The sequence below is a fragment of the Cupriavidus sp. SIMBA_020 genome (assembly GCF_046535395.1).
In the GTDB taxonomy this organism is placed as follows: domain Bacteria; phylum Pseudomonadota; class Gammaproteobacteria; order Burkholderiales; family Burkholderiaceae; genus Cupriavidus; species Cupriavidus campinensis.
In genome coordinates this window covers 39,389-65,769 of sequence record NZ_JAWRWU010000018.1, presented here as the reverse complement: position 1 = coordinate 65,769, position 26,381 = coordinate 39,389, and the positions used below count along the sequence as shown (strand labels likewise).

Genomic DNA, 26,381 nt, shown 5'->3' with positions numbered 1-26,381 from the left:
TCGCTCCGGCAACGCCATGCCGATCCCATCCGCGATGTGGTGTGACGGAGCATCAATGGGCGTGTAACGCCTCGCTGTGACGGTCCGCGTTTGCGGACCCCTCAAATGACCGGCCTGCCTGCCCGGTCTGGAAACAAGCCAGTTCCGGCGCGTAGCAACCGCCCGGGACCACGCGCATAAGAACTACCTGGGGACGACGACGTTGCGCATGCGCGCGCGCCAACACCGCGTGCGAGGCGCACTTTTGTCCGCGATTTCCGCGATTTGCGCCAGCCATCGCGGTGGGGACGCTTTTGCCCGTTCTTGGCGGGCGCTGACTATTGTTCGGAGGATGGCATGCAGAACGAGAAGCCCGACAACAAACCAACGTTGCCGACGCGCCGGCCCACCTCCCCCGCGCCCCCGCCCGGCGGCAAGCCAGACGATCCCCTCGTCGCGCGGCGGGGCGGCACGCTGAGCCTGCGGCCGCTGTGGCAGATCGTGCCGCGGCTGGCCAGCTATGGGATGGTGGCCTTCATCATCTGGGTGGTCCTCTCGGTGATGTTCCCGCCCGTGTTCACACGGTCTTCCGAGCGTGCCGTGGTGAACAGTCCCGTGAACCTCGTCACCACGCCGGTGGAAGGCATCGTGACGAAGCAGATCGTGGCGGTTGGCGGCACCTTCGCGCAGGGGCAGTCGCTGATGACGCTCCAGAATCCCAACATCGACCGCTCGCTGCTGGTGGAACTGCTCGGCAAGCAGCTCGACAACCAGAAGCGCTATGAAGCCGCCAAGGCCAAGCTCGAGGGCAACCAGGCGCGGCTGGCGTCCACGGGCGACGACATCAAGCGCTACCAGTCGGCGGCGCAGCGCGAGCACGCCTCCAAGCTGCGCGGCATCGAGGCGCGCCTGAGCGTGGCCAAGCAGCAGATCGACCAGCAGACCGATGTGGTCAATCGCAACCAGGCCATGCAGTGGGCCGGGGCGGTGAGCCAGGCCTATACCGATGCGTCGCGCAACCAGCTCACCGTGCTGGCTGGCAACCGGGATGCGATCCAGGCCGAGCTGGACACCGCGCGCGGCAGCAGCGAGGCCGCACGCGGCAAGGTGTACATGTCGAGCACCGACGGCGCGCTGGGCTCGCTCGCACAACGGCAGGAGGAATTGCGCGCCGAGAACGTGCAGCTGGAGGCCGAGATCAGGCAGCTGGAGGAATACGGCCAGTCGGTCGACAAACTCGTCGCCGCCGAGCAGGAGCGCGTGGAGCGCGTCTCCAACCTTGACATCAAAGCCTATGGCGGCGGCATCGTCGAGGACGTGACCGCCCCGCCGGGCACGCGCGTGGCGGCCGGCGCCACGCTGATGCGCACCACCAACTGCGCCCAGCCGAGCGTGGTGGCCGTGTTCCCGCGCAGCCTCAGCAAGGACCTCCTGCCCGGGGCCAAGGTCAAGGTGCAGGTCGATGGCGTGGCCGTGCCGCTGTCTGGCGCCGTGGCCGAGATCCTGCCGCGCGCCCCCGATGGCGATCAGGCGCGTTACTTCGTGCCCTTCCCGCCCATCGAGAAGAACGAGATCTATCTGATTGCCAAGCTGAACAAGCCTTTGCCTGACTTGCCCGGCAGCAGCGGCAGCGGCACGAACCGCTGCGCGCTCGGCCACTGGGCCAAGGTCAGCCTCGATCGCCCGTGGTTCAAGAGCCTGATCTGAGTCCGACCGCGTTCGATTGCGTTCGATTGCGTTCGACTGGATCCGGCCCCTCCGCCACGTTCCCCACGCCCGCAGGAAGGAGACCTCGCCGTGCAGCGTTATTCCCTACCCTCTCCGGCGCTGACGTGCGCGGGGGCCTGCCTGATGGCCGCCGCGCTCGCCACGCCGCCCCGCGCCATGGCCGCGCCCCCGGTTCCGCCCGCGCCGCCCGACGCGGCCCGCCAGCAATTGCGCGAGGGTGCCTGCCAGGCGCTGAGCGCGCGCGTCGGCGCCTTGCCCGGCAAGGGCCCGGTCATGCTCGGCAGCTACGAGCCCGCCCCGGGCGGCGAGCCCCTGCCCGCCGCGCTGCGCCAGTCGGCCTTTGTCTATGACAACGCGCTGGCCGGCATCGCGCTGATTGCCTGCGGGCAGCCCGCCGCCGCGCGCCGGATTGCCGATGGCGTGGTGGCCGGCGTCACGCGTGACCGCCACTACCACGATGGCCGCGTGCGCAACGCCTACCGCGCCGGCGCCGTGCCCGATGGGCCGGTGCCGCTGCCGGGCTGGTGGGACGAGCCGAGCAAGAAATGGTTCGAAGACCGCTATCAGGTGGGCACGGCCACGGGCAACGTCGCCTGGGCCGCGCTGCTGCTGCTGGCGGTCTACGAATCGACGCAGGACCGCCGCTACCTGGACACCGCCGGCACGCTGATGGGCTGGATCGACAAGCAGACCTTTGCCAGCGAGCCCCCGGCGGCCTTCATCGGCGGCTTCTTCGGCCATGAGCCCGCGCCGCAGCGGCAGGGCTGGAAGTCCACTGAACACAACGTCGATGCCTATGCGGCCTTCCGCTGGCTGGGTCGCTACGGCAATGACCCGCGTTGGCGCACCGGCGCGGACCGCGCCAGGCGCTTCGTGGAAGCAATGTGGCAGCCCGGCGAAGGCCGCTTCGTCATCGGCACGCGCGACGATGGCCGCACGCTCAACGGCGGGCCGTCCGCGCTCGATGCCTCGCTATGGCCGCTGATCGCCGTGCCCGAATTGGCCAACGGCTGGCGCCGCGCGCTGGACTGGACGCGCAGCCGCCACGCCGTGGGCGGCGGCTACGGCTTCAATGCCAGCCCCGATGGCGTCTGGACGGAAGGCACCGGGCAGGCCGCGCTGGTCCTGCGCGCCATGGGCCGCGAGGACGAGGCCCGCCCGCTCTGGCCGCTGCTGCTGGCCCAGCGCGCGCCCTCGGGCTACCTCTACGCCACGCCCGAGCGCCGCATCCGCACCGGCCTTCAGATCGGCCCGGACAGCACCACCGACGATTTCTACTACTACCACCTGCCCCACCTCGGGGCCACCGCGTGGGCCATCCTGGCCGCGGCGGGCTGGAATCCGTTCCAGCCCGGCGGACGTCAGGCCGACACCGCCAATGTCGCCAACAAGGAGTGACGATGTTCGCCGATTTTCTCGAAAACCGGATGTTGATGGAGATCAACGCCGGCGCCTTCCTGATCGCGGTGCTGTGCCTGCGCGGCAGCCGCCACCGGGCGGCGGACCGCTGGCTGTTCGGCATCGCCGCCGGGGTGCTGCTGTCGTGCTACTACGTCTGGCGCTGCACGCAGACCCTGCCGGACTGGCGCCTGGACTTCCCGAGCGTGTGGTCGTACGCGTTCTTCGGCTTCGAGACCCTGACGATTGCCTACACGCTGATCTCCATCGTCACGCTGACGCGCACCTCGGACCATAGCGCGGCAGCCGATGCCGGCGAGGCGGCGCTGCGCCGCAGCCCCGAGGTGCCGCAGGTGGACATCTTCATCGCCACCTACAACGAGGGGCTGGACGTGCTCGAGAAGACCATCGTCGCAGCGCTGGCCATCGACTACCCCAACTTCCGCGTCTGGGTGCTCGACGATACCCGGCGCGACTGGCTCAAGACCTTCTGCGGCACGGTTGGCGCGCGCTACGTGACCCGGCCGGACAACGCCCACGCCAAGGCCGGCAACCTCAACAACGGGCTGCAGCACAGCGCCGAGGCCGGCGGTGCGCCGTTCATCATGGTGCTGGATGCGGACTTCGCGCCGAACCGGAACATCCTGCTGCGCACCATCGGCCTGTTCGATGACCCCGTGGTCGGCGTGGTGCAGACGCCGCAGTTCTACTACAACGCCGACCCGATCCAGTACAACCTGCGCTCCACCGAATGCTGGGTGGATGAGCAGCGCGCCTTCTTCGATGTGATGCAGCCGGCCAAGGACGCCTGGGGCACCGCGTTCTGCATCGGCACCTCGTTCGTGGTGCGGCGCGACGCGCTGGCCAGGATCGGCGGATTCCCAACCGGCACGGTCACCGAGGACATCCACCTGACCTACCGCCTGATGCCGCACGGCTACATCACGCGCTGGCTCAACGAGCGGCTCAGCGTGGGCCTGTCCGCCGAGGGCCTGCCGGAGTACATCAGCCAGCGCAGCCGCTGGGGGCTGGGCACGATCCAGGTGGCGCTCACTGCCGACGGCCCCCTGCGCGGGCGCGGCTACTCGCTGCGGCAGCGGCTGCACTACGTCCACGGCCTGCTCCACTGGCTGAGCCGCCCGTTCACCTTGATGCTGCTGGCCGGCCCCCTGCTCTACTGGTATTTCAACGTGCCAACGCTGTATGGCGATCCGGTCCAGTTCCTCGCCTACGGCGTGCCGGCGCTGCTGCTGTACTGGGCCTACAGCATCTGGATCACCGGCTCGCGGGCGATGCCGATCTTCACCGAGGTCACCCAGATCGTGGCGGCGCTGGCGGTCACCGCCACGCTCGCCAGCGCCGTGTTCAAGCCGTTCGGGCGGCCGTTCAAGGTCACCAACAAGGGGCTGGACCGCTCGAAGCTGGTGATCCACGGCAAGTTCGCCGCGCTCTACGGCGGGATGTTCCTGCTCACCGGCATGGGGCTGGCGCGCGCCGTGGCCGCCGATGGCTCGGCGCCCGGCCTGGCCTTCAACATCGGCTGGACGCTGGTGTCGATGGTGCTGTACTTCGCCTCGCTGCTGGTGTGCTTCGAACTGCCGCGCCCCCGCAAGGAAGAACGCTTTCCGCACCGGGAGCGCGCCGTGCTGCGGCTCTACGGCAAGGATGGCCTGGCCTACGAATTCCACGGCACCACGCGCGACCTCTCCTGCAACGGCGCGGGCCTGCTGCTCGACGGCAATGCGGAGGTCACGCGCGGCATGGCCGGCGCCGAAGGGGCGATCTGGCTGGAACCGCTGGGCTGGGTGCCCTGCCGCGTGGCGCGTGCGCGCGGCAACCTCGCCGGCGTGGCGCTGCGCCCCGACACGGCCGCCCGCCACCGCCTGATCCGCCTGCTGTTCAGCGAGCCTGCCCACAACATCGCAGACCGCGGCCGGCCCGGCGTGGCCATCGCCCGGCTGCTGCGACGCGCTTTTTCGGGATGACCACCATGACCAAGAAAATCACGACGATGCGCCACCTGCTTCCCCTGCTCCCGCTGGCGCTGGCCGCCTGCACGCTCGAACCCACCTACCAGCGGCCCGATTCGCCGGTGCCCCAGCAATGGCCGACCGGCGCCGCCTATCAGACCGGGGCCGCCGGTGCATCCGCCGGACAGGCCGCGCAAGCACCACAGGCACAGGCGCCCGCCGCCAGCCTGGGCTGGGAGGATTTCTTCACCGATGCGCGCCTGCGCCGGCTGATCGAACTCGCGCTGGCCAACAACCGCGACCTGCGCATTGCCACGCTGTCGATCGATCAGGCGCGCGCGCAGTACCGCATCCAGCGGGCGGCGCAGTTCCCGGCCATCAACGGCAGCGCCGGCTTTGCCAGTTCGCGCATCAGCGGCGACCTGCGTCCGCCCGGGCAAGACCCGGTCATCAATGCATGGACGGCCGGCGTGGGCTTCAACGCCTTCGAACTGGACCTGTTTGGCCGGGTGCGCAGCCTCAAGCACGAAGCGCTGGAACAGTACCTCGCCATCGAAGAGGTGCGTCGTAGCGCACAAATCAGTCTGGTGGCCGAAGTCGCCAGTGCCTACCTGACGCTCCGGGCCGATCAGGAACTGCTGAAGATCTCGCAGGACACGCTCAAGGTGCAGGAAGACGCCGCGCAGATGATCGACCGCAGCAAGCGCGCCGGCGGCATGGCCCAGCTCGACATGCATCGCGCCCAGACCCAGCTGGAGACGGCGCGCGTAGGCGTGGAACAGTACACGCGCCAGGTGGCGCAGGACGAAAATGCGCTGGCGCTGCTGATCGGCGGGCCGCTGCCGACCGACCTGCCGGCGCCGCAGCCCTTCGAGAACAACGCTTTCGTGGCCGAATTGCCGGCCGGGCTGTCCTCCACCGTGCTCGAGCAGCGGCCGGACATCATGGCCGCCGAGCACCGGCTCAAGGCGGCCAACGCCAATATCGGCGCGGCCCGGGCGGCCTTCTTCCCGACCATCTCGCTCACTGCCAGCGTCGGCGCGGCCAGCAGCACGCTGGCGGGGCTGTTCTCGGGCGGCATGGCCTGGGTCTTCGCGCCGCAGATCACCCTGCCGATCTTCAACGCGGGCGCCAATCAGGCCCGGCTGACCGTTTCCGAGGTGCAGAAGGATATCAACGTGGCCGCCTACGAGAAGACCATCCAGGGCGCCTTCCGCGAGGTGGCCGACGGGCTGGCCGCGCGTGGCACCTACGACCGCCAGGCCGCTGCCCAGGAGGCACTGGCGAAGGAGATCACCGAGACGCGGCGCCTGTCGGAAATCCGCTTCAAGAACGGGGTGGATGACTACTTCGGGGTCTTCGACGCGCAGCGGCAGCTTTACAACGCCCAGCAGACGCTGGTGACGATCCGCCTCGCGCGGCTGACCAGCCGGGTGGGCCTGTACAAGGCGCTCGGCGGCGGATGGACGCAGGCGACGGTGGCCCAACCGGCCGCGCCGGCCTCCACAGTTGGCACGTTAAACACAGGGTCGAGATAATCATAGTTATCAGGCCATGTCGGTTTCCGCTTTCACTGGATACGCAGGGAAAATCGGTCGCCGGCCCCCGGCGCGGCGGTAAAATGCCGCTCCGCTCGTATCGACGATCCACGCCATGGTTTCCCCTGTCCGCGGCAAGGCCGCACGGCTCCGCGAGTGGGCACGCCGCGTCAAGCGCGATGGCGTGGCCCTCTGGTTCGCCTGCCGCCACCCCGCCACGCCGTGGTGGGTCAAGGTGCTGTGCGGCGTCGTGGTGGCCTACGCGCTAAGTCCCATCGACCTGATTCCGGATTTCATCCCGGTGCTGGGCTATCTCGACGATGTCCTGCTGCTGCCGGCCCTGATCTGGCTGACGGTCCGGCTGATGCCAGCGCCGATCATGGCCGCCAGCCGCGACCAGGCCACGCAATGGCTGACGACCGAGGGCAAGAAGCCGCGCAGCCGCTGGGGCGTGGCACTGGTGGTGGGCGTCTGGCTGGCCGTGGCCATCGGCGGCTGGGCGTGGTGGTCGCGCGCGGGCTTTTCCCAGTGATGGCAGTGATCGGTATCGACATGTTTTTCAGACTTCTTCCCGTGGTCGTCGGCTTGTTGGCGGCGAATGCCCACGCCGCCGGCAATATCGAGACCGGCCGCGCCGTGTTCGACAAAAAGTGCGCCTCCTGCCACAAGATTGGCCCGGCCGCGCGCGGCACCTTCGGCCCCCATCTCAACGCCATCGTCGGCCGGCAGGCAGGCGCGACAACCGACTACCGCTATTCGGAAGCCATGAAGACGTCGAAGGTGGTCTGGACCCCCGAGACGCTGCGCGCCTTTATCCACGCCCCGAACAAGGTGGTGCCGGGCAACAAGATGCGCTTCTGGGGCATCGGCGACGAAGGCGAAATCACCGACCTGCTGGCCTTCCTGCAAACGGTGCGCTGACGGCCCTCTCCGCTAGAATCCGGCCAGCATCTCCCCACAGGTTTTCGATAGGCTTCCAGCGTGGCACTTGAGCAGGGCTTCATCCTGACCCGGCACTGGCGCGATACCCCCGCCGGTACCGAGGTCGATTTCTGGCTGGCCACGGACCACGGGCCGCGCCTGCTGCGCCTGCCGCCCCAGCCGTCGGTCGCTTTCCTGCCCGAAGCCCAGCGCGATCAGGCCGAGCCGCTGCTGCGCGGCGAGCGGGACGTGGAACTGCGCCTGCTCCAGTTGCAGGACTTCCACCGCCGGCCCGTGCTCGGGCTGTACTGCCAGCAGCACCGCCAGCTGATCCGGATCGACAAGGCGCTGCGGCAGGCTGGCGTGGATGTCTACGAGGCCGATATCCGCCCGCCCGAGCGCTACCTGATGGAACGCTTCATCACCGCGCCGGTCTGGTTCGACGGCCAGCCGGACGCGCATGGGGACGCGCGCGGCGTGCTGCGCCACGCGCAGATGAAGCCGGCCACCGACTACCGCCCCACCCTGCGCCTGGTCTCGCTCGATATCGAGACCACCGCCCATGGCGAGTTGTATTCGATTGCGCTGGAAGGCTGCGGCCAGCGGCAGGTCTATATGCTCGGCCCGGCGCCGGCCGGCGATCCAACCCCGGTGGACTTCGCGCTCGAATACTGCGACACCCGCCCCGCCCTGCTGGAGAAGCTCAATCAGTGGCTGGCCGAGCACGACCCCGACGCCATCATCGGCTGGAACCTCGTCCAGTTCGACCTGCGCGTGCTGCAGGCCCACGCGGTGCAGTTCCAGGTGCCGCTGCGGCTGGGCCGGGGCGGCGCCGAGATGGAGTGGCGCGAGCACGCCAGGCAGCAGCACTATTTCGCGGCGGCGGCCGGGCGGCTGATCATCGACGGCATCGAGGCGCTGCGCGCCGCCACGTGGAGTTTCCCGTCGTTCAGCCTGGAGTCGGTGGCGCAGACCCTGCTGGGCGAAGGCAAGGCGATCGACAACCTGTATGACCGCATGGACGCCATCGACCGCATGTTCGCCGAGGACAAGCCCGCGCTGGCGCGCTACAACCTGCGCGACTGCGAGCTGGTCACGCGCATCTTCGCCGCCACGGAACTGCTGACCTTCCTGCTGGAGCGCGCCACCGTGACCGGCCTGCCGGCCGACCGCAGCGGCGGCTCGGTGGCAGCGTTCACGCATTTATATATGCCGCTGATGCACCGGCAGGGCTACGTGGCGCCGAATCTGGGCGAACTGGCGCCCGAGGCCAGCCCCGGCGGCTTCGTCATGGATTCCCGCCCCGGGCTGTACGAGTCGGTGCTGGTGCTGGACTACAAGAGCCTGTATCCGTCGATCATCCGCACGTTCCTGATCGATCCGATTGGCCTGGTGGAGGGGCTGGCCCACCCCGATGATGCCGATTCGGTGCCCGGCTTCCGGGGCGCGCGGTTCTCGCGCGGCAAGCACTGCCTGCCCGCCATCGTCGCGCGGATCTGGCAGGGCCGCGAGGCGGCCAAGCGCGAGCAGAACAAGCCGCTCTCGCAGGCGCTGAAGATCATCATGAACGCGTTCTACGGCGTGCTGGGATCGAGCGGCTGCCGCTTCTTCGACCCGCGCCTGGCGTCGTCGATCACCATGCGCGGCCACGAGATCATGCGCCAGACCCGGCTGCTGATCGAGGCGCGCGGCTTTGACGTGATCTATGGCGACACCGATTCCACCTTCGTCTGGCTGCGCGGTGCCCATGCCGAGGACGACGCGGCACGCATCGGGCGTGAACTCGTGGCTTACGTCAACGACTGGTGGCGCGACCACCTGCGCCAGACCTTCGGCCTGGACAGCGCGCTGGAACTCCAGTTCGAGACGCACTTCCGGCGCTTCCTGATGCCGACCATCCGTGGCGCCGAACTTGGCAGCAAGAAGCGCTATGCCGGTCAGGTCATGCGTGCCGATGGCCGCGCCGAGATGGTGTTCAAGGGGCTGGAGACGGTGCGCACGGACTGGTCCCCGCTGGCGCAGCAGTTCCAGCAGACGCTGTACGCGATGATCTTCAACCGCGAGCCGTACCGCGACTATGTGCGGGACATCGTGCGCCGCACGCTGGCCGGCGAACTGGACGCGCAACTGGTCTACCGCAAGCGCCTGCGCCGCCAGCTTGGCGACTACCAGCGCAACGTGCCGCCCCACGTGCGCGCCGCGCGGCTGGCCGATGCCTATAACGACAGTCAGGGCCGTCCGCGCCAGTACCAGAACGGCGGCTGGATCAGCTATGTGATGACGGTGGCCGGGCCGATGCCGATGGAGACGCTCGATCCGCGCCAGTCGCCGATCGATTATGACCACTACATCACAAAACAGCTCCAGCCGATTGCCGATGCCATCCTGCCCTTCCTCGACGACGATTTCGACACGCTGCTGACCGGGCAGATGGCGCTGTTTCCGGACTGAAATCCGCCCCCATCCCAAGAGCAGCGCGGGATTCCTGCTGCATCGCGGCAGATTCGAACCGCCCGAACCCATTACACTTGGCGCCTGTTCTGATACTGCGCCCCACTCCGTCCCCATGTCCGAGACCGCCGCCACCACCACCACTGCCACCGCCGCCGCCCCTGTTCGCTCCAAAGCCCTGCGCGCCGCCGCCAGCGTGCTGGTGCTCCGCGACGGCCCCGCGGGCATGGAAGTGCTGATGATGCGCCGCCCCCAGCGCGACGACGACCGCAGCGCGGGCGCCTTCGTCTTCCCCGGCGGCACGCTGGATGAGCAGGATGCGGCACTTCATCCGCTCTGTGATGGCCTCGATGATGCGGCCGCCAGCGCCCGGCTCAACGTCGACCAGAACGGGCTCGATTACTACCTCTGCGCCGCCCGCGAAGCGTTCGAGGAAGCGGGCCTGTTATTCGCCCGCGATGCCAATGGCCAGAATGTGGATCTCGATACACTCGACGCCGACACCTACGGCAGCCTGCGCGAAGCCGCCGGCTATGGCGGCGCGGGCATCGCCCATGTCTGCGAACGGCTGGGCGTGCGCCTCGCAGTGGACCAGCTGGCCTATGGCAGCCACTGGCTGACGCCGCCCGGCCTGCCGAAGCGCTTCGACACGCGCTTCTTCTTTGCGCTGGCGCCGGCTGGGCAGACCGCGCGGCACGATGGCGTCGAGGCGGTGGAGCATCGCTGGATGCGGCCCGTCGATGCGCTCGACCCGGCCAACCAGATCTCGCTGGTCAACGTCACGCGCCGCATGCTCCAGTCGATTTCGCACTTCCAGACCGCGCAGGCGTGCTTCGACCATGCCCGGCAGTTGCGCAACATCGTGCAGATCATGCCGCGCCTGGCCACCGGCCCCAAGGGCGTGCGGCCGGTGATGCCGGAGGAGGCGCCGTATGCCGAAATCGCCCGGATCGACCCCGATGGCGCCGGCCATGGCCGCTACGCGCTGGCGCCGGGCGCGGCGGTGAAGCTGTCCGAGCGGGTCTGGCGCGTCACGGCGGACAACGGCAACGTGATGACCGGCCCCGGCACCAACACCTACTTCGTGGGCGGCGGCACGGACAACACCTGGGCCATGATCGATCCCGGCCCTGCCGACCCGGCCCATATCACCGCGGTGCTGGCTGCCGCGCCGGGCCCGGTGAAGTGGATTCTCGTCACGCATACCCATCTGGATCATTCCCCCGCCTCCGTGGCGGTGCGCGAGGCCACCGGCGCGCCGGTCTGGGGGCGCGTGACCGCCGTGCAGGACCGCCAGGACCAGACCTTCGCGCCGGACCGCATGCCCGAGCACGGCGAGCGGATCGTGCTCGGCCCGCACGCCACGCTGCGGGTAGTGCACACGCCCGGGCATGCGTCGAACCATCTCTGCTACCTGCTCGAGGAGGAGAAGACGCTGTTCACGGGCGACCACGTGATGCAGGGCTCCAGCGTGGTCATCAATCCGCCCGATGGGGATATGCGCGCCTATCTGGCGTCCCTGCAGGCGCTGCTCGACGAAGACCTGGAGTGGATTGCGCCGGGCCATGGCTTCCTGATGCCGCGCCCCCGGGATGCCATCCGGCTGCTGATTCGCCATCGGCAGCAGCGTGAGGCCAAGGTGCTCAACGCGCTGCGCGCGCTGGCGCCGGCCGATATCGGCACCCTGCTCGCCAGCGTCTACGACGACGTGCCCGAGCGCATGCACCCGGTGGCGCAGCGCTCGCTGCTGGCCCACCTGCGCAAGCTTGAGGAAGACGGCGTGGCGCGCGAGACCGAGGCGGTCTGGCATCTGATTTCGGCATGAATTTCAATCTGTCCGATCTGCGCGCCTTCGTGGCGGTGGCTGAGCTGAGCAGCTTCCGCGCGGCGGCGACAGAGCTGCATCTGTCCCAACCGGCCTTGTCGCGCCGGATCGAGAAGCTGGAAGACGCGCTCGGCGTGCGGCTGTTCGACCGGACCACGCGCTCGGTGGAGATGACCGCCGTGGGCCGGGAGTTCTCGCGCAAGGCACGAGAGCTGCTGAACGGGCTGGAGGAGTCGCTGCTCGGCATCCGGGACGTGGCCACCCGCGTGACCGGCGAAGTGACGGTGGCGTGCGTGCCGTCGGCGGTGCGCTACTTCCTGCCGGCGGTGCTGCGCAAGTACCACGAGAGGTGGCCGCGCATCGTCGTGCGGCTGATCGACGAAGGCGCCAACGAGGTGCTGAACCTGATCGTCCGCAACGAGGCCGACTTCGGCCTGAACTACATCGGCACGCAGGAGCCGGACGTCGAGTTCGAACCCGTGCTCAAGGAACCGTTCGTGGTGGCCTGCCCGCCCGACCATCCGCTGGCGCGCAAGCGCAAGGTCACCTGGGCCGAGCTGGGCCAGTACGACTACATGACCGTGGGCAAGGCCAGCGGCAACCGCATGCTGCTGGACCTGGCGCTGACCGACGTGCCCGACCGCCCGCAGTGGTACTGCGAGGTGCGCCACGTCAGCACGCTGGTGAGCCTGGTGGAAGCCGGGCTCGGCGTGGCGGCGGTGCCCCGGCTGGCCATGCCGCCGGGCAAGCATCCCACGCTGACCAGCGTGCCGCTGGTGGAGCCCACCGTCTCGCGCACGGTGGGGCTGATCCGGCGCCGTGGCCGGTCCCTCTCGCCGGCGGCGCAGCAGCTGTACGACATGCTGCTGACCGCCAATGCCGAAATGCAGGGCGCCAAAGCCGTGTCTGGCCACTCAAAGCGCGTCAACCCGCGCGTCACCCCCCGTACCTGAAATATCTGGATACCTTGCCGTACTGGCAGCGCGGCGCAGCGCTGCCTACATTGGATGACATCGCCATTCGTCCAAGGTGCCGCCATGCCCAGACAAATTGCCATCCTGCTGCTGACGCTGGCCGCCTCCGGCGCGGCCCATGCCGTGACCAAGTGCCAGAGCGGCAAGGAAACGCTCTATACGGCGGCATCGTGTCCGGCGGGCTACCGCGACGTCACGTCCGGCATGCGCGCCAACGTGACCACCATCACCAAGACCCCCAAGATCCGTCAGGACGAACAGGCCTACCTGCAAAGCCGCGCCCAGCTGGCGCAACAGATCCAGGCCTGGCAGGGCCGCGAGGACGACCTCGACCTGCGCGCGCAGAACGCCTTCTGGAACCAGTGCCGGGCACTCGAGTACCAGGCGCGGGCCGCCGAGCGCGCCATGCATACCACCGAGTACTGGAGCCGCGCGGACCGCTACCGCAGCGACGTGCACGCTTTGCGTTCGCAGCAATACGAGATGGGGTGCTACTTCTAGGGGGGGAAGTTGTGCGAGGCGGCCATGATCCATGTTCCTCGTAAAACGTGCCGATATTAATTGGGCTTAGATCGGCATACAGAAAATTTCAGGCGAATCGGTGCCGGCGAAACGTTTTGCCTCACATACAATTCGTTCCCATCGGCCCGCCAGCGGAAGCTGGCAACGCGGTCGCAACCTACTCCTGTGATGCCATGCTGACTCTCACTGTGATCGTTGCGTATATGCTGGCCTGTATCGTCGCTCTGGCCTTTGGCGCCCGCTGGGTGCTCAAGAATGACCCGCTGCTCAAGCAGTCGGGCGCCGGCTCTCACGGCGACGATCATTCGACGCTGACGCGCTAACCCGCCAGGCGCTGATCGCCCCCGGCCACGCCAGCCACGCAATCCCCAGAAGCCCGGTTCACGAGACCGGGCTTTTGCTTTGGTGGGGTTTCCGTGTATCAGGCTGCACACGACCCAGATCACCCCGGAAGGTCGCGCCGCTGTCCTACAGCGCGACCCGCAACGCGCCGACACCCGCCCCGGCCCCGCAGTGTCTATCGTTATGGCAGGCGTCCGCCTCGTGACGCCATGTCCTTCATGTCTGCGAGCCGCCCTGCCACCCATGTCGCGCGTACCGATCCAGCCCGCCATGCGGGCCACCCCGCCCGGCACCGTGGCCGGGCCTGATGTCGTGCCAGAAGCCTTGGCGGAGGGGGCACCCGCCGCCAAGGCCGAGGTGCCAGTGGACGCCGTGCCGGCGGCACCCGTTCGCATCACCCCCAAGCTGTCCGTCTCGGTGCGGCGCGCCAGCACGGCGCTGGTCATCCTGGCGACGCTGGCGGCGCTCTACACCGTGCACCTCGCCCGCGACTTCATCGTGCCGGTGGTGGTGGCCATCGTCATCGCCTACCTGCTCGATCCCATGGTCGAGTGGCTCCAGCGCCAGCGCATACCGCGCGCCGTGGGCGCTACCGTGGTGCTGCTCGGCATGCTGGCCCTGCTGCTGTGCGGCGCCTACCTGCTCCAGGGGCAGATCGAATCGATCGTCGACCGCCTGCCCGCCATCGCCAGCAAGCTCTCCCGCTCGCTGGGCGAACTGGTGAGCGGCGACGACTCCATGCTGCAAAAGATCCGCCGCGCCGCCACGGTACTGGTCGGTACCGGCCAGCCGCCGCCCGCCAAGGGCGCGCCGATCGTGGTGGAGCGTTCCGCCGATGCGCTCAACAACGCCATCTGGGTAGGCTCGATGGGCGTCTTCGCGATGCTGGCGCAGGCCGTGGTCGTGCTGTTCCTGACCTGGTTCCTGCTGCTGGGCGGCGACATGTTCAAGCGCAAGTTCATCAAGATGGCCGGTACCACCATCAGCCAGAAGAAGATCAGCGTGCACATGCTCGACGAGATCAACCGGGCGATCCAGCGCTACATGCTGATGCTGGTCATCACCAACGCCGCGCTGGGGCTTTGTACGTACATCCTGCTCAGGTATCTGTCGATCGACAATGCCGGCGCCTGGGCGCTGGCCGCCGCGGCGCTGCACCTGGTGCCGTACTTCGGCGCGGTGCTGATCGCGCTGTGCCTGGGCGTGGCCGGGTTCATGCAGTTCGGCACGCTGTCCGTTGCGGCAGCGGCGGCTGGCGGGTCGCTGCTGATCGCCACGCTGATCGGCTCCGGCATGACCACCTGGATGACGGGCCGCATGGCGCGCATGAACGCCGTGGCCGTCTTCGTCTCGCTATTGCTGTTCACGTGGCTCTGGGGCACCTGGGGGATGCTGCTGGCGATTCCGCTGGCCGTCATCGCCAAGGTCGTGGCCGACCACGTCGAAGGGCTGGAAGTATTGGCCGAGTTCCTCGGCGAATAGCCCCTCCCCGCCTCGCCCTCCTCCCTCCTATTTCGTCACGCGGAACTTGATGCGACGCAGAATGACCGCGCCGCATGGATCACGTATAACCGGATGCTGCGCCGCGATGTGGCGGCGGCGCTTCAACCGGCATCATCTTTCGCAAGGGAGGTATCAGGCATGCGTTGGCAGCAACGTCCGCAGGGCTCCAACTGGGGCGATTTCGGTCCTGACGATCAACTGGGGCGCGTCAACCTGATCGGCCCCGAGCAGGTGCTCAAGGGCGCGCGCGAGATCCAGGCGGGGCGCAGCTTCTGCCTCTCGCTGCCACTGGACTACCCGGGCGGCAACAAGCTCAATCCGCGCCGCCATCCGCCCGAGCTGCGCCCCACTTTCCGCGACGACTCCCCGTACATGAACTTCCCGCTGGCCAAGGTGAACCCGGCCGCGACCGATGTCATCAGCGACGACCAGGTGCTGCTCTGCCTCCAGTACTCCACCCAGTGGGACTCCCTGGCCCACGTGGGCGCGCTGTTCGATGCGGATGGCGACGGCAGGCCCGAGCGCGTCTACTACAACGGCTATCGCGCCAACGCGGACATCGTCGGCCCGGTCGACTATGCCGATGACGACCAGTTCGCCGCCCACGACTGCAGCCACGGCCATGCCCACAGCCACGCCGACGCGCTCGGCATCGAGAACTTCGCCGTCAAGGGCATGCAGGGCCGGGGCGTGCTGGTGGATCTGGCCGATGTGTTCGGCATGGACTTCCGCAACGTCGGCTATGACGACCTGATGCACGCCATGGACACCCATCGCGTGGAAGTGGAGCCCGGCGACATGCTCCTGCTGCGCACCGGCTTTGCCGAAGTCGTGCTGTCGATGCAGCGTGAGCCCGACGAAGCGGTGCTCCACCACAGCTGCGCCGCCCTGAACGGGCGCGACACCCGCCTGCTGAACTGGATCACCGATTCCGGCATCGCGGCGCTGATCGCCGACAACTACGCCGTGGAGCGCTACCCGGCCCTGCCGCCGCCCGACGCAGAGAAGACGCATCCGCTGCTGCCGCTGCACCACCATTGCCTGTTCAAGCTGGGGCTGCCGCTCGGCGAACTCTGGTACCTCAAGGACCTGGCGGACTGGCTGCGCGCGCACCGCCGCTCGCGCTTCATGCTCACGGCGCCGCCGCTGCGGCTGCCGGGCGCGGTGGGCTCGCCGGTGACGCCGGTGGCCACGGTATGAGCCACGGTCTGACTGCAAATCGTAGAAGAACTAGATAACAACACTGGAGGAGACAACCATGAAGACTTCCGCAACATGGCGGCGGACTGCCGCTGCGCTGCTGGCGCTGGCCGGTGCCGGCGGTGTGGCCGGCATCGCCTCGGCCCAGCCAAAGGCAGGGATTTCCGATGACGTGGTCAAGATCGGCCTGCTGCTCGACATGAGCGGCCTCTACGCCGATGTGACCGGGCGCGGCAGCGCCACGGCGGCGCAGATGGCCATTGACGACTTCGGCGGCAAGGTGCTCGGCAAGAAAATTGAGCTGGTGGTGGTGGATCACCAGAACAAGGCCGACATCGCCGCCAACAAGGCGCGCGAATGGTTCGACACGGACAAGGTTGATGCCATCCTGGATGTGGCGGCTTCGGCACCTGCGCTGGCCGTGCTGGACGTGGCGAAGCAGAAGAACAAGATCGTGGTGTTCTCCGGCCCCGGCAGCGAGCGCATTACCAATGACCTGTGCACGCCAATCTCGGTGCACTACGCCTACGACACCTACGCGCTGGCCAACACCACGGCCAAGGCAATGGTCCAGCGCGGCGGCAAGACATGGTTCTTCCTGACCGCCGACTACGCCTTCGGCCACACGCTCCAGCAGTCGGCCACCACGGTGGTCACCGAGGCCGGCGGGCAGGTGCTCGGCGCCGCGCGCCATCCGCTCAGCACCAGCGACTTCGCCTCCTACCTGCTCCAGGCGCAGGCCAGCAAGGCGCAGGTGGTGGGGCTGGCCAACGCGGGCGGCGACACCGTCAACGCCATCAAGGCCGCCTCCGAGTTCGGCCTGACGCGCGACGGCAAGCAGCGCATGGCCGGGCTGTTGCTCTATATCAACGACATCCACGCGCTCGGCCTCAAGACCGCGCAGGGGCTGGTGCTGACCGAGGCGTTCTACTGGGATATGAACGACGCCACGCGCGCGTGGTCGCGCAAGTACTTCGACAAGGTCAAGAAGATGCCGAACATGAGCCAGGCCGGCGTCTACTCGTCCGTCACGCACTACCTGAAGGCGGTGCAGGCGGCCGGCACCGACGAGACCGCGCCGACCATGGAGAAGATGAAGGCGATGCCGATCAACGACTTCTTCGCCAAGAACGGCCGCATCCGCGCCGATGGGCGCATGGTGCACGATATGTATTTGTTCGAGGTCAAGACGCCGGCCGAGTCCAAGTACCCGTGGGACTACTACAAGGTGCTGGCCACGGTGCCGGGCGACCAGGCGTTCATCCCACCGTCGAAGTCGCAGTGTCCGCTGTTGAAGGGACGCTGACGGCGCGCTGAGGGGAGTCTGACTCCCCAATTGTTCAAATCCCGGGACAGTCTGTCAGACCAGACGCGCTTCTCCCGTTCCTGATCCCTCGTTACATTGCAGTCGCCGCCAGCACGCCCGAGCCCTTACGGGGTGCGCCGGCGGCGACCCATAACAAGGATCACGAACACATGAAGACCCGTCTCGCCTGCCTGGCCGCCATGGCCGTCCTCCCTGCCCTGCCCGCCGCTGCCCACGCCCAGGGCAGCATCACGCTCTACGGTGTCGTCGACGCCGGCGTGGAATTCCTGACCAACGTGCCCAACGCAGCCACCGGGGGCAGCAACAACGTCGTGCGGATGTCCGCCGGCAACCTGTCCACCTCGCGCTGGGGCCTGCGCGGCGCCGAAGACCTCGGCGGCGGCCTGAAGGCCGTCTTCACGCTGGAAAACGGCTTCGACCTCGACACCGGCAGCGCCAACCAGGGCGGCCGCATGTTCGGTCGGCAGGCGTTCGTCGGCCTGCAGAACCAGTACGGCACGCTGTCTCTGGGCCGCCACCAGACCGTGCTGTACGACTTCTCGCTGGCCTATGACCCGATGGCCATCGCCACGCGTTACTCGGTGCTGATGCACGACAAGTGGATGTCCGGCCGCGCCGACAATTCGGTGAAGTTCACCGGCCAGACCGGCGCGCTGTACTACGGCCTGTTCTACAGCACCGGCTACGACAGCAGCGCCGGCGGCGAGGTGCCGGGCGACTACAAGGCAGGCCGGAACTTCAGCGCCAGCGTGGGCTACACGGCTGGCCCGCTGTCCGCCCGCGTGGTCTACGACGAGGTGCGCGGCAGCACCGTCGCCACGGACGATAACCGCGAGCGCCGCGCCACCCTTGGCGCCAGCTACGACTTCGGCCGGGCCCGCGCCTTCGCCGGCTATCGCTGGTACTACGGCGACTTCGCCAGCAGCTCGCTGCGCACCAACCTGTACTGGATCGGCGCGAACTACCAGGTCACCCCGGCCATCACGCTGACCGGCGCGGCCTACTACACCGACGTACGCAACAGCGGCGGCGACCCGTACAGCTTCGTGCTGTCCGGCACGTACGCGTTTTCCAAGCGCACCGACCTGTACACCATCGTGGCCTACGCCCAGAACCGGGACGGCTCGGCCATGGGCCTGTCCGGCTTCGGCCCGTCGCTGAACCGCAGCGCCAGCACCCTGACGGCCACAACCGAACAGGTGGGCGCCGGCCAGAACCAGTTCGGCGCCATCGTCGGCATTCGCCACCGCTTCTGAGCGCGTTGTCCCCGCTGACATCCACTTGACGGAGACTTTCCCTTCGTCTTTGGGCCCGCCTTGGCGGGCTCTTTTTTATGCCTGCCGTTATTCAGTATGCCCAGTTGGCCGGTATATATCGGAAGGCATTGCCATCGACCGCGACGCGGCCGAGTGAGGGGAACGATAAGTGGCTGGCCAAGAACAACTCGCCGGTCGCCGCAGCCTCTCGCAAGAGGCGAACCCGGACGCGAGCTGCCTCCTCGGGTTCGTGATCGAAGGCGTTTTGCCATTCGGGGCATTCGACACCGACCGGGACCACCGCGTCACCCGCGAACGTCAGCCGTTCCCCCCCGGAGGCCACGCGAACCATACTGTGCCCGGGGGTGTGGCCACCGGTGAGCGTGACGACAACCCCGGGCGCCACCTGGCACTCCTTGTCGAACGGCCGCAACTCGCTCTTGTACGCGTCCAGGAAGTTCCGGGCGCTGGTCCGGATGATGTCCTGAATGCCGTTGAAGGTGTTGTGGGAGAAATCGGGCGACTCAAAGAATTCGACATCCGTGTGCGACACGTGCACCCGCAGGTCCGGACGCATCTGACTCCTCAGCCGCTCGTCGAGCAGCCCGCCAATATGGTCCATGTGAATGTGGGTCGCGATGACATCGGTCACGGTCCCGGGATGGATGCCGGCGCCCTTCAATCGTAGGGCCAGGCGTCCGGTCCGCGTGGATTCCGGCATCTCCGACCCCATCCCGGCGTCGATGAGGATCGTCCGGCCGCCGCTACGGACGACGACGACGTTCAGCCCCCAATCGATCACGTCCGGCAGGAATCTGCCGCGCAGCGCGGCATCCCGGACGGCCGAATCAACGTTGGTGCCCAGGACGTTGGCGGGTACGGGTATCGCCCCATCGCTAATGACCATTACCTCGATATCGCCGATACGCGTCGCGTAGTGCGACGGAACCAAGTCGTGATCAGGGTAAAGTGATCCGTGGCATAAGCACATGTCTGTCTCCTGCTTCTGACAAATTTTCATTGCCGGCGAACTTCGCGTTGCAGGATTCTTTTCGCCGGGCCGGTGGTACCTCGTGAGAAGTAGCGTACGCGGCCAGGCCATCGCTCGGTAGACATGCGGCTGGACACACTTTGGTGCGCGGCGGGAAACAACGACGCCCGCTCTACGCCTCCCCGCCAAAATACTCCGCAATGCGCGCCAGCTTGTCCGGGTTGCGCTGCACGTGGATGCGGGCGATGCGGTCGCCTTCCACCACAAAGGTCTGCGCGGACTCCAGCGCGCCGTCGAAGTAGCGCAGCAGCGCCCACTCGCCGTTGAGCAGCACCAGTTGCACCCGGAGCCCCTCGCCGGGGTATTTGAGGCGCGTGGCGTAGAACAGTTGGGCGATGCGGCGCGCGCCTTCGAGCGGCTTGGGGAAGGTCTGGACCTTGCCGCCGCCGTCGCCAGCCAGCGTGGCGTCATCGGCCAGCAGCGCCTGGATGCCGGCAAAGTCGCCGCCCTGCATCGCGTGGGCGAAAGCCTGGACCATGTGCCGATGGGTGTCCGGAGACACCGTGAAGCGCGGCCGGTCGTCGCGTAGCTGGGTCTTGGCGCGGCTCACCAGCTGGCGGCACGTGGCCTCGCTCTTGCCGATCACGCGCGCCACCTCGTCGTAGTCGTTGTCGAAGACCTCGCGCAGCAGGAAGGCGGCGCGGGCCTCGGGCGTCAGGCGCTCCAGCAACAGCAGGAAGGCCACGGAGATATCGTCGGCGCGCTCCGTGATGGCCTCGGGGGTGTCCGGGCTGTCCGTGATCAGCGGCTCGGGCAGCCAGATCCCGCTGTAGTGCTCGCGCTGGGTCTTGGCCGCGCGCAGGCGGTCGATGGCGATGCGGGTGGTGACCGAAACCAGCCAGGCCTCGGCGTTGTCGATGTCCGTCTGGTCAGCCGTGTGCCAGCGCAGCCAGGCGTCCTGTACGACGTCCTCGGCTTCGGCCACGGCGCCCAGCATCCGGTAGGCAATCCCGTGCAGGCGCGGGCGCAGCTTGTGGAAGGTGGCGGTGGTGTCGTCCATGATTCGATGCAAAAAGGCGGCTTGCAGACCGCCATGGTGACCATGCGAACCGGGCCAGCGCAAGCACTTTCAAGGGTTTTCCGACGCACACCTTGAAAATTCCGATTCACTGTATATATTTACAGTAACTGTATGAATGAACAGTATATCGGAGTGCGGAATGGAACACTTGATCCACCTGATCCGTGTGCAGAACGAATATGACCGCCAGGTACTGGTCTGGCTGCGGGGGCGCATTGGCGATGCGGCCTTGCTGTCGGCCGCCCGCCGGGCCACCGTCGACGACAAAAAGCCTTATCTTTCAACGATTTGCCGTTTGATCGGGATTCGGGCGCCGTCGCGCCGCGCGCTGGCCGACGAGGCCCGCAAGACCCATCGCGCGGTAGGCGAGCGGTATCTGGAGCAGATCCGCGAAATCCTGGCCCGCCCGGCGTCCGGCCATGAAAAAGCCGGGCACGAGGCCCGGCCACAAGCGGCGCTGTTCTAGGTAGCCCAGGCAGCGTCTGATCCCGGCTCAGGCCGGCAGGTCGGTCACGCGCATCGCCGGCGTGATCTGCAGCGGGTCGGTCATCAGCTCCAGCACGGCCGGCTGGCCGGCGTTGCGGGCGCGCTCGAAGGCCGCCGCAAAGTCCTCTGTCTTCTCCACCCGCTCCGCCCATGCGCCGCAGGCGCGCGCCATCGCCACGAAATCCGGGTTGGCGATGGTCGTGCCGCTCTGGCGGCCCGGGTAGCGCTTCTCCTGATGCATGCGGATGGTGCCGTACATGCGGTTGTTCACCAGGATCACGATCAGGTTGGCGCCATGCGCGGCGGCCGTGGCGATCTCCTGCGGGTACATCAGGAAGCAGCCGTCCCCAGCCAGGCAGACCACGGTCTTCTCGGGGGCGCGCAGCTTCGCGGCAATCGCGGCCGGCAGGCCGTAGCCCATCGCGCCGCAGGTGGGCGCCAGTTCCGTGCGCGGACGCTTGTAGGCATAGAAGCGGTGCAGCCAGACCGTGTAGTTGCCGGCGCCGTTGCTGAGGATGGCGTCCTCGGGCAGCACGGCGTTCAGGTGCGACATCGCCGCGGCCATATCCACGCCCGTCAGTTCCGCATGCGGCTTGGGCGGCGTGACGAAGGCCTCGTGCTCGGCCCGGGCACCGCTGGTCCAGTCCTTCCATCCGATAGAAGCCGGCGCCGGCAGCGCGGCCAGCATGGCTGCCGCAGGCACCACGCCCGAATGGATCGGCAGTGCCGACTGGTAGACGCGGCCCAGTTCGCCGCTATCGGCATGGATATGCACCAGCTTCTGCTTGGGACGCGGGACTTCCAGCAGCGTGTAGCCATCGGTGGCGATGTCGCCCAGCCGGGTGCCGACCGCCACGATCAGGTCGGCCGTGCGCACCCGCTCGGCCAGCTTGGGGCTCACGCCCAGGCTCAGATGGCCGATGTAGTGCGGGTCGCGGTTATCGATCACGTCCTGCCGGCGGAAGGCGCAGGCCACGGGCAGGTTCCATGCCTTGACGAAGGCGGCGAAGTCACGCACTGCCGCGTCGGTCCAGCCGGCGCCGCCGGCGATCACCAGCGGCTGGCGGGCCTCGGCCAGCGCGTCGGCCAGCGCCCGGGCATCCTCGGCGCGCGGGGCGGCCGCCACGGTGCGGTACGGCGCGGCGTCCGCGCAGTCCACCAGATCATCGAGCACGTCTTCGGGCAGCGCCAGCACCACCGGGCCGGGCCGGCCGGACGTGGCCACCTGGAAGGCGCGCGCCACCATCTCGGGAATCCGCGCCGGATCGTCGATCTCGGCCGCCCACTTGGCCATCGTGCCGAACACCGCCGCGTAATCCACCTCCTGGAATGCCTCCCGGCCCTTGTGAGCACGGGCAATCTGCCCCACGAACAGGATCATCGGCGTGGAGTCCTGCTGGGCGATATGCACGCCGATGCTGGCGTGGGTGGCGCCCGGCCCCCGGGTGACGAAGCAGATGCCGGGGCGGCCGGTCAGCTTGCCGTCGGCCTCGGCCATGTTGGCGGCGGCGCCTTCGTGCTTGGTGACGACGAGGTCGATGGCAGGCTGGTCGTGCAAGGCGTCCAGCACGTCCAGGAAGCTCTCGCCGGGCACGCAGAAGATGCGCTCCGTGCCATGCAGGCGCAGTTGGTCCACGAGGACACGGCCGCCGGTGCGGGCCTGGGAGGATGGGGTTTGAGCGGTCATGACGAAAAGTATGGACAGGATCGGAGGCGGCGCCAAGGTGGAGCCAAGCGGGCGCCAGACCCGAAGCAGGCGGCGATGACAGCGATTTTTCCGTTTGACGGGCGCCGCCGGGGGGTCTATCGTGCATTTCTGTTATGCGTTTTATGCAAGGCAGCGCGCCTCGCGCCCGTGTAGATTGGCTACCGAGGCGATGCTGCCATGACGGCGCGCCCGCCCGCGACACCCCGACAGCCATCCCGGCCGTCCCATAACAACGTTCGCGCAACAGGAGACCATGCAATGCCCTTTCCTCATCGACTGATGCGGCCGGCGCTCGCCGTGCTTTGCCTTGGATGCATGGCGGCGGCCCCGCTGGCGCAAGCCCAATCCGCCGACCAATACCCCAGCAAGCCGATCAACTACGTCGTGCCGTTCGCGGCGGGCGGCACCACGGACCTGCTGGGCCGGCTGATCGGCCAGAGGCTGTCCCAGGCGCTTGGCCAGTCGGTGGTGGTGGAGAACCGCGCCGGCGCCGGCGGCAATATCGGCTCGGACTACGTGTCCAAGGCCGCGCCGGACGGCTACACGCTGCTCGGCGGCACCATCAGCTCGCACGCCATCAACGTGAGCCTGTACCCCAAGATGCCGTACGACCCGGTCAAGAACTTCCAGCCGGTGGCGCTGATCGGCACGCTGCCCAATGTGCTGGTGGTGAACGTGAACAGCCCGTACAAGTCGGTGCAGGACGTGCTGGCGGCGGCCAAGGCCAAGCCGGGGTCGATCAACTTCGGCTCGTCCGGCAATGGCACCTCCCAGCACCTGGCTGCCGAACTGTTCGCCAACATGGCCGGCCTGAAGATGACCCACGTGCCTTATAAGGGCAGCAGCCAGGCGGTGCAGGCACTGCTCGGCAACCAGGTGGACATCGTCTTCGAGAACAGCGTGGCGGCCATGCCGATGGTGCAATCCGGCAAGTTCCGCGCGCTGGCCACCACCGGTGCCAAGCGCGCCGCCGAGCTGCCCGATGTGCCGACCATGGCGGAATCGGGCCTGCCGGGCTATGAAATCGTCTCGTGGCAGGCGATCTTCGCGCCGGCCGGCACGCCGATGCCCATCGTCAACAAGCTGGCCACCGAGATCGGCAAGATCATCCACCAGCCGGACATCAAGGCGAAGCTGGCGGGCATGGGCGTGGAGCCGTCTGGCGCCGGTCCGGCCGAACTCGGCAAGTTCCAGAAGAGCGAGGTGGCCAAGTGGGCCAACCTGATCAAGGTCGCCAATATTCACCTGGAGTAACGCATGGCAGAACACCGTATTCCGACCGCCGGCCTGCATCGCTGGGTCGTGGACCTGTGGCTGGCGGCGGGGTCCGATGCGCGTGAGGCGCAACTGACCGCCGACCACCTCGTCGGCGCCAATCTCTCGGGCCATGACTCGCATGGCGTGGGCATGATCCCGAAGTACGTGCTGTCCTGGCTGGGCGAGCAGTTGCAGCTCAACCAGCAGGTCAGCGTGGTGCATGAGTCCGGCGGCATCCTGAGCCTGGACGGCAACCGGGGCATGGGCCAGGCGGTCACCGAGGAGGCCATGCGCATGGGCATCGCCCGCGCGCAGGAGCATGGCGTGTGCGTGATGGGGCTGCGGCGCTCGCACCATCTGGGGCGCGTGGGCCACTGGGCCGAGCAGGCCACCGCGGCCGGCATGATCTCGATCCACTTCGTGAACGTGCTGTCCAAGCCGATCGTGGCGCCGCATGGCGGCTACGACGCGCGCTTTGGCACCAATCCGTTCACGATTGGCGTGCCGGTGGCGGGCGCCCCGCCGCTGGTGCTGGACTTTGCCACCAGCGCCATCGCGCTGGGCAAGGTGCGCGTGGCCAATAACAAGGGGGTGCCGGTGCCGGCTGGCAGCCTGATGGACCCGGCCGGGCACCCCACCGACGACCCCTCGGTCATGTTCCCGGCGCCCGGCACGCCGCAGGGTGCGCTGCGCACGTTCGGCGAGCACAAGGGCTACGTGCTGGCCGTGATGTGCGAGCTGCTCGGCGCCGCCGTCACTGGCGGCCACACCATCCGCCCGGAAACGCTCACGCACGAGCATGCGGTCTGGAACAACATGCTGGCGATCATCTTCGACCCCGCCCGCCTCGGCAGCAGCACCACCTTCGGCCATGAGGTGGAAGCCTTTGTCGAATGGATGAAGGCGTCCCGGCTGCAACCGGGCAACGATGCCATCCGCCTCCCCGGCGACCCCGAACGCGCATGGCGCAAGGCGCGTGCCGACTTTATCCCCGTGGATGCCGGCACGCTGGCCCAGCTCGACGACGCCGCGGCGCGCGTGCTTCAGGCGCGCGGCCAGTCCCCCGGCCCGCTCTCCGCCCTGGCGGCGGACTGAACCCAAGGCTCAAGGAATTCTCATGACGACTCCTCACCTGCCCCAGCTTTCCCCGCTGCCCAACCAGTTCCGCGCCGACATCCTCGCGCGCAAGCGCCTGATTGGCTGCTGGACCTCGCTCGGCCAGCCGGTTACCACCGAGATCATCGGCCTGGCCGGCTTCGACTGGATGCTGCTCGATGGCGAGCACGCGCCCAACGACGTGCTGACCTTCGTGCCGCAGTTGATGGCGCTCAAGGACAGCACCAGCGCGCCCGTGGTCCGCCCGCCCTGGAACGACCCCGTCCTGCTCAAGCGCCTGCTGGATATCGGCTTCTATAACTTCCTGATCCCGTTCGTGGAGTCGGCCGAGGAAGCGCGCCGCGCGGTGCGGGCCACGCGCTACCCGCCGGACGGCGTGCGCGGGGTGTCCGGCGTGCAGCGCCAGAACCGCTACGGCACGCTGCCGGACTTCTTCCAGACCATCAACGAGAACATCTGCGTGCTGGTGCAGATCGAGAGCCGCAAGGGCGTGGAAGCTGCCGACGAGATCTGCGCCGAACCCGGCGTGGACGGCATCTTCATCGGCCCGAACGACCTGGCCGCCGCCTACGGCCACCTTGGCAACCCCAACCACCCGGAGGTGCAGGCCGCCGTGGCGCAGATCTACGACGCCGCCAACCGCGCCGGCAAGGCCATCGGCACGCTCACCCCCGTGGAGGCCGACGCCCGCCGCTACATCGACATGGGCGCGCACTTCGTCGCCGTGGGGCTGGACCACACGCTGCTGCGCGATGCCTCCCGCGCGCTGCGCGAGCGCTTTGCGCAATGACGCTATCTATATAGGAAT

General features: G+C 68.0%; 22 protein-coding genes. 19 read left to right on the top strand and 3 right to left on the bottom strand.

Annotated elements, in window-relative coordinates:
- The first annotated feature begins 336 nt into the window (after window positions 1-336).
- From SB751_RS25580 to SB751_RS25510, 15 genes are all read left to right on the top strand, one after another.
- Entirely contained in the window at window positions 337-1,686 is a 1,350-nt protein-coding gene (locus SB751_RS25580) for an HlyD family secretion protein (protein WP_410748689.1), read from the top strand.
- 144 nt (window positions 1,687-1,830) lie between these two features.
- Window positions 1,831-3,105 (top strand): hypothetical protein, encoded by a 1,275-nt coding sequence (locus SB751_RS25575; protein ID WP_409558926.1) that lies wholly within the window; start codon window positions 1,831-1,833, stop codon window positions 3,103-3,105.
- Window positions 3,106-3,107: 2 nt separating this feature from the next.
- On the top strand, window positions 3,108-5,090 hold the full coding sequence (locus SB751_RS25570; protein ID WP_313818989.1) for a glycosyltransferase family 2 protein: 1,983 nt from the start codon (window positions 3,108-3,110) through the stop codon (window positions 5,088-5,090).
- A 5-nt stretch (window positions 5,091-5,095) separates the two neighbouring features.
- A complete protein-coding gene (locus SB751_RS25565; RefSeq protein WP_313818990.1) occupies window positions 5,096-6,613 on the top strand; it encodes an efflux transporter outer membrane subunit in 1,518 nt (505 codons plus the stop codon).
- A 115-nt stretch (window positions 6,614-6,728) separates the two neighbouring features.
- Window positions 6,729-7,145: a YkvA family protein gene (locus SB751_RS25560; RefSeq protein ID WP_144195225.1), complete on the top strand. Its 417-nt coding sequence runs from the start codon at window positions 6,729-6,731 to the stop codon at window positions 7,143-7,145.
- Between the two features lie 20 nt (window positions 7,146-7,165).
- Complete coding sequence (locus SB751_RS25555) at window positions 7,166-7,534, top strand: c-type cytochrome (RefSeq protein ID WP_144195223.1); 369 nt, start codon at window positions 7,166-7,168, stop codon at window positions 7,532-7,534.
- Between the two features lie 60 nt (window positions 7,535-7,594).
- A complete protein-coding gene (locus SB751_RS25550) occupies window positions 7,595-9,985 on the top strand; it encodes a DNA polymerase II (protein WP_410748688.1) in 2,391 nt (796 codons plus the stop codon).
- Window positions 9,986-10,100: 115 nt separating this feature from the next.
- Window positions 10,101-11,810 (top strand): MBL fold metallo-hydrolase, encoded by a 1,710-nt coding sequence (locus SB751_RS25545; protein ID WP_144195219.1) that lies wholly within the window; start codon window positions 10,101-10,103, stop codon window positions 11,808-11,810.
- Window positions 11,807-12,763, top strand: coding sequence for a LysR family transcriptional regulator (locus SB751_RS25540; protein WP_144195217.1), 957 nt, complete (start codon window positions 11,807-11,809; stop codon window positions 12,761-12,763). The genes SB751_RS25545 and SB751_RS25540 overlap by 4 nt, the downstream gene beginning before the upstream one ends.
- Window positions 12,764-12,847: 84 nt before the next feature.
- Window positions 12,848-13,285 carry a hypothetical protein gene (locus tag SB751_RS25535; protein WP_144195216.1) on the top strand — a complete coding sequence of 146 codons (438 nt, stop codon included), beginning with the start codon at window positions 12,848-12,850 and terminating at the stop codon, window positions 13,283-13,285.
- 194 nt (window positions 13,286-13,479) lie between these two features.
- Window positions 13,480-13,629 (top strand): hypothetical protein, encoded by a 150-nt coding sequence (locus SB751_RS25530; protein ID WP_186296728.1) that lies wholly within the window; start codon window positions 13,480-13,482, stop codon window positions 13,627-13,629.
- Between the two features lie 262 nt (window positions 13,630-13,891).
- The gene (locus SB751_RS25525) at window positions 13,892-15,130 is read left to right on the top strand and encodes an AI-2E family transporter (RefSeq protein ID WP_246118887.1); all 1,239 of its coding nucleotides are present in this window, start codon (window positions 13,892-13,894) and stop codon (window positions 15,128-15,130) included.
- Between the two features lie 159 nt (window positions 15,131-15,289).
- Window positions 15,290-16,351 carry a cyclase family protein gene (locus tag SB751_RS25520; protein WP_211944109.1) on the top strand — a complete coding sequence of 354 codons (1,062 nt, stop codon included), beginning with the start codon at window positions 15,290-15,292 and terminating at the stop codon, window positions 16,349-16,351.
- Between the two features lie 58 nt (window positions 16,352-16,409).
- Entirely contained in the window at window positions 16,410-17,657 is a 1,248-nt protein-coding gene (locus SB751_RS25515; protein ID WP_144195214.1) for an ABC transporter substrate-binding protein, read from the top strand.
- A 170-nt stretch (window positions 17,658-17,827) separates the two neighbouring features.
- Window positions 17,828-18,934: a porin gene (locus tag SB751_RS25510; protein WP_144195213.1), complete on the top strand. Its 1,107-nt coding sequence runs from the start codon at window positions 17,828-17,830 to the stop codon at window positions 18,932-18,934.
- A 91-nt stretch (window positions 18,935-19,025) separates the two neighbouring features.
- Here the strand turns inward: SB751_RS25510 and SB751_RS25505 are convergent, their stop codons facing one another.
- Entirely contained in the window at window positions 19,026-19,886 is an 861-nt protein-coding gene (locus tag SB751_RS25505; protein ID WP_244845091.1) for an MBL fold metallo-hydrolase, read from the bottom strand.
- A gap of 211 nt (window positions 19,887-20,097) precedes the next feature.
- Entirely contained in the window at window positions 20,098-20,985 is an 888-nt protein-coding gene (locus SB751_RS25500; protein ID WP_144195211.1) for an RNA polymerase sigma-70 factor, read from the bottom strand.
- A gap of 169 nt (window positions 20,986-21,154) precedes the next feature.
- Here SB751_RS25500 and SB751_RS25495 point away from each other — a divergent pair, with 169 nt between their 5' ends.
- Window positions 21,155-21,472 carry a hypothetical protein gene (locus SB751_RS25495; protein ID WP_144196224.1) on the top strand — a complete coding sequence of 106 codons (318 nt, stop codon included), beginning with the start codon at window positions 21,155-21,157 and terminating at the stop codon, window positions 21,470-21,472.
- A gap of 27 nt (window positions 21,473-21,499) precedes the next feature.
- Here SB751_RS25495 and SB751_RS25490 read toward each other — a convergent pair whose 3' ends face one another.
- On the bottom strand, window positions 21,500-23,179 hold the full coding sequence (locus tag SB751_RS25490; RefSeq protein ID WP_410748687.1) for a thiamine pyrophosphate-binding protein: 1,680 nt from the start codon (window positions 23,177-23,179) through the stop codon (window positions 21,500-21,502).
- 279 nt (window positions 23,180-23,458) lie between these two features.
- On the opposite strand from SB751_RS25490, the gene SB751_RS25485 reads away from it, so the two are divergent.
- From SB751_RS25485 to garL, 3 genes are read left to right on the top strand one after another with little or no spacing between them, the layout of a single operon-like run.
- A complete protein-coding gene (locus SB751_RS25485) occupies window positions 23,459-24,454 on the top strand; it encodes a Bug family tripartite tricarboxylate transporter substrate binding protein (protein ID WP_144195209.1) in 996 nt (331 codons plus the stop codon).
- Between the two features lie 3 nt (window positions 24,455-24,457).
- Complete coding sequence (locus SB751_RS25480) at window positions 24,458-25,552, top strand: malate/lactate/ureidoglycolate dehydrogenase (RefSeq protein ID WP_144195208.1); 1,095 nt, start codon at window positions 24,458-24,460, stop codon at window positions 25,550-25,552.
- A 22-nt stretch (window positions 25,553-25,574) separates the two neighbouring features.
- Window positions 25,575-26,363: a 2-dehydro-3-deoxyglucarate aldolase gene (gene garL / locus SB751_RS25475; RefSeq protein ID WP_144195207.1), complete on the top strand. Its 789-nt coding sequence runs from the start codon at window positions 25,575-25,577 to the stop codon at window positions 26,361-26,363.
- Window positions 26,364-26,381: the final 18 nt, after the last annotated feature.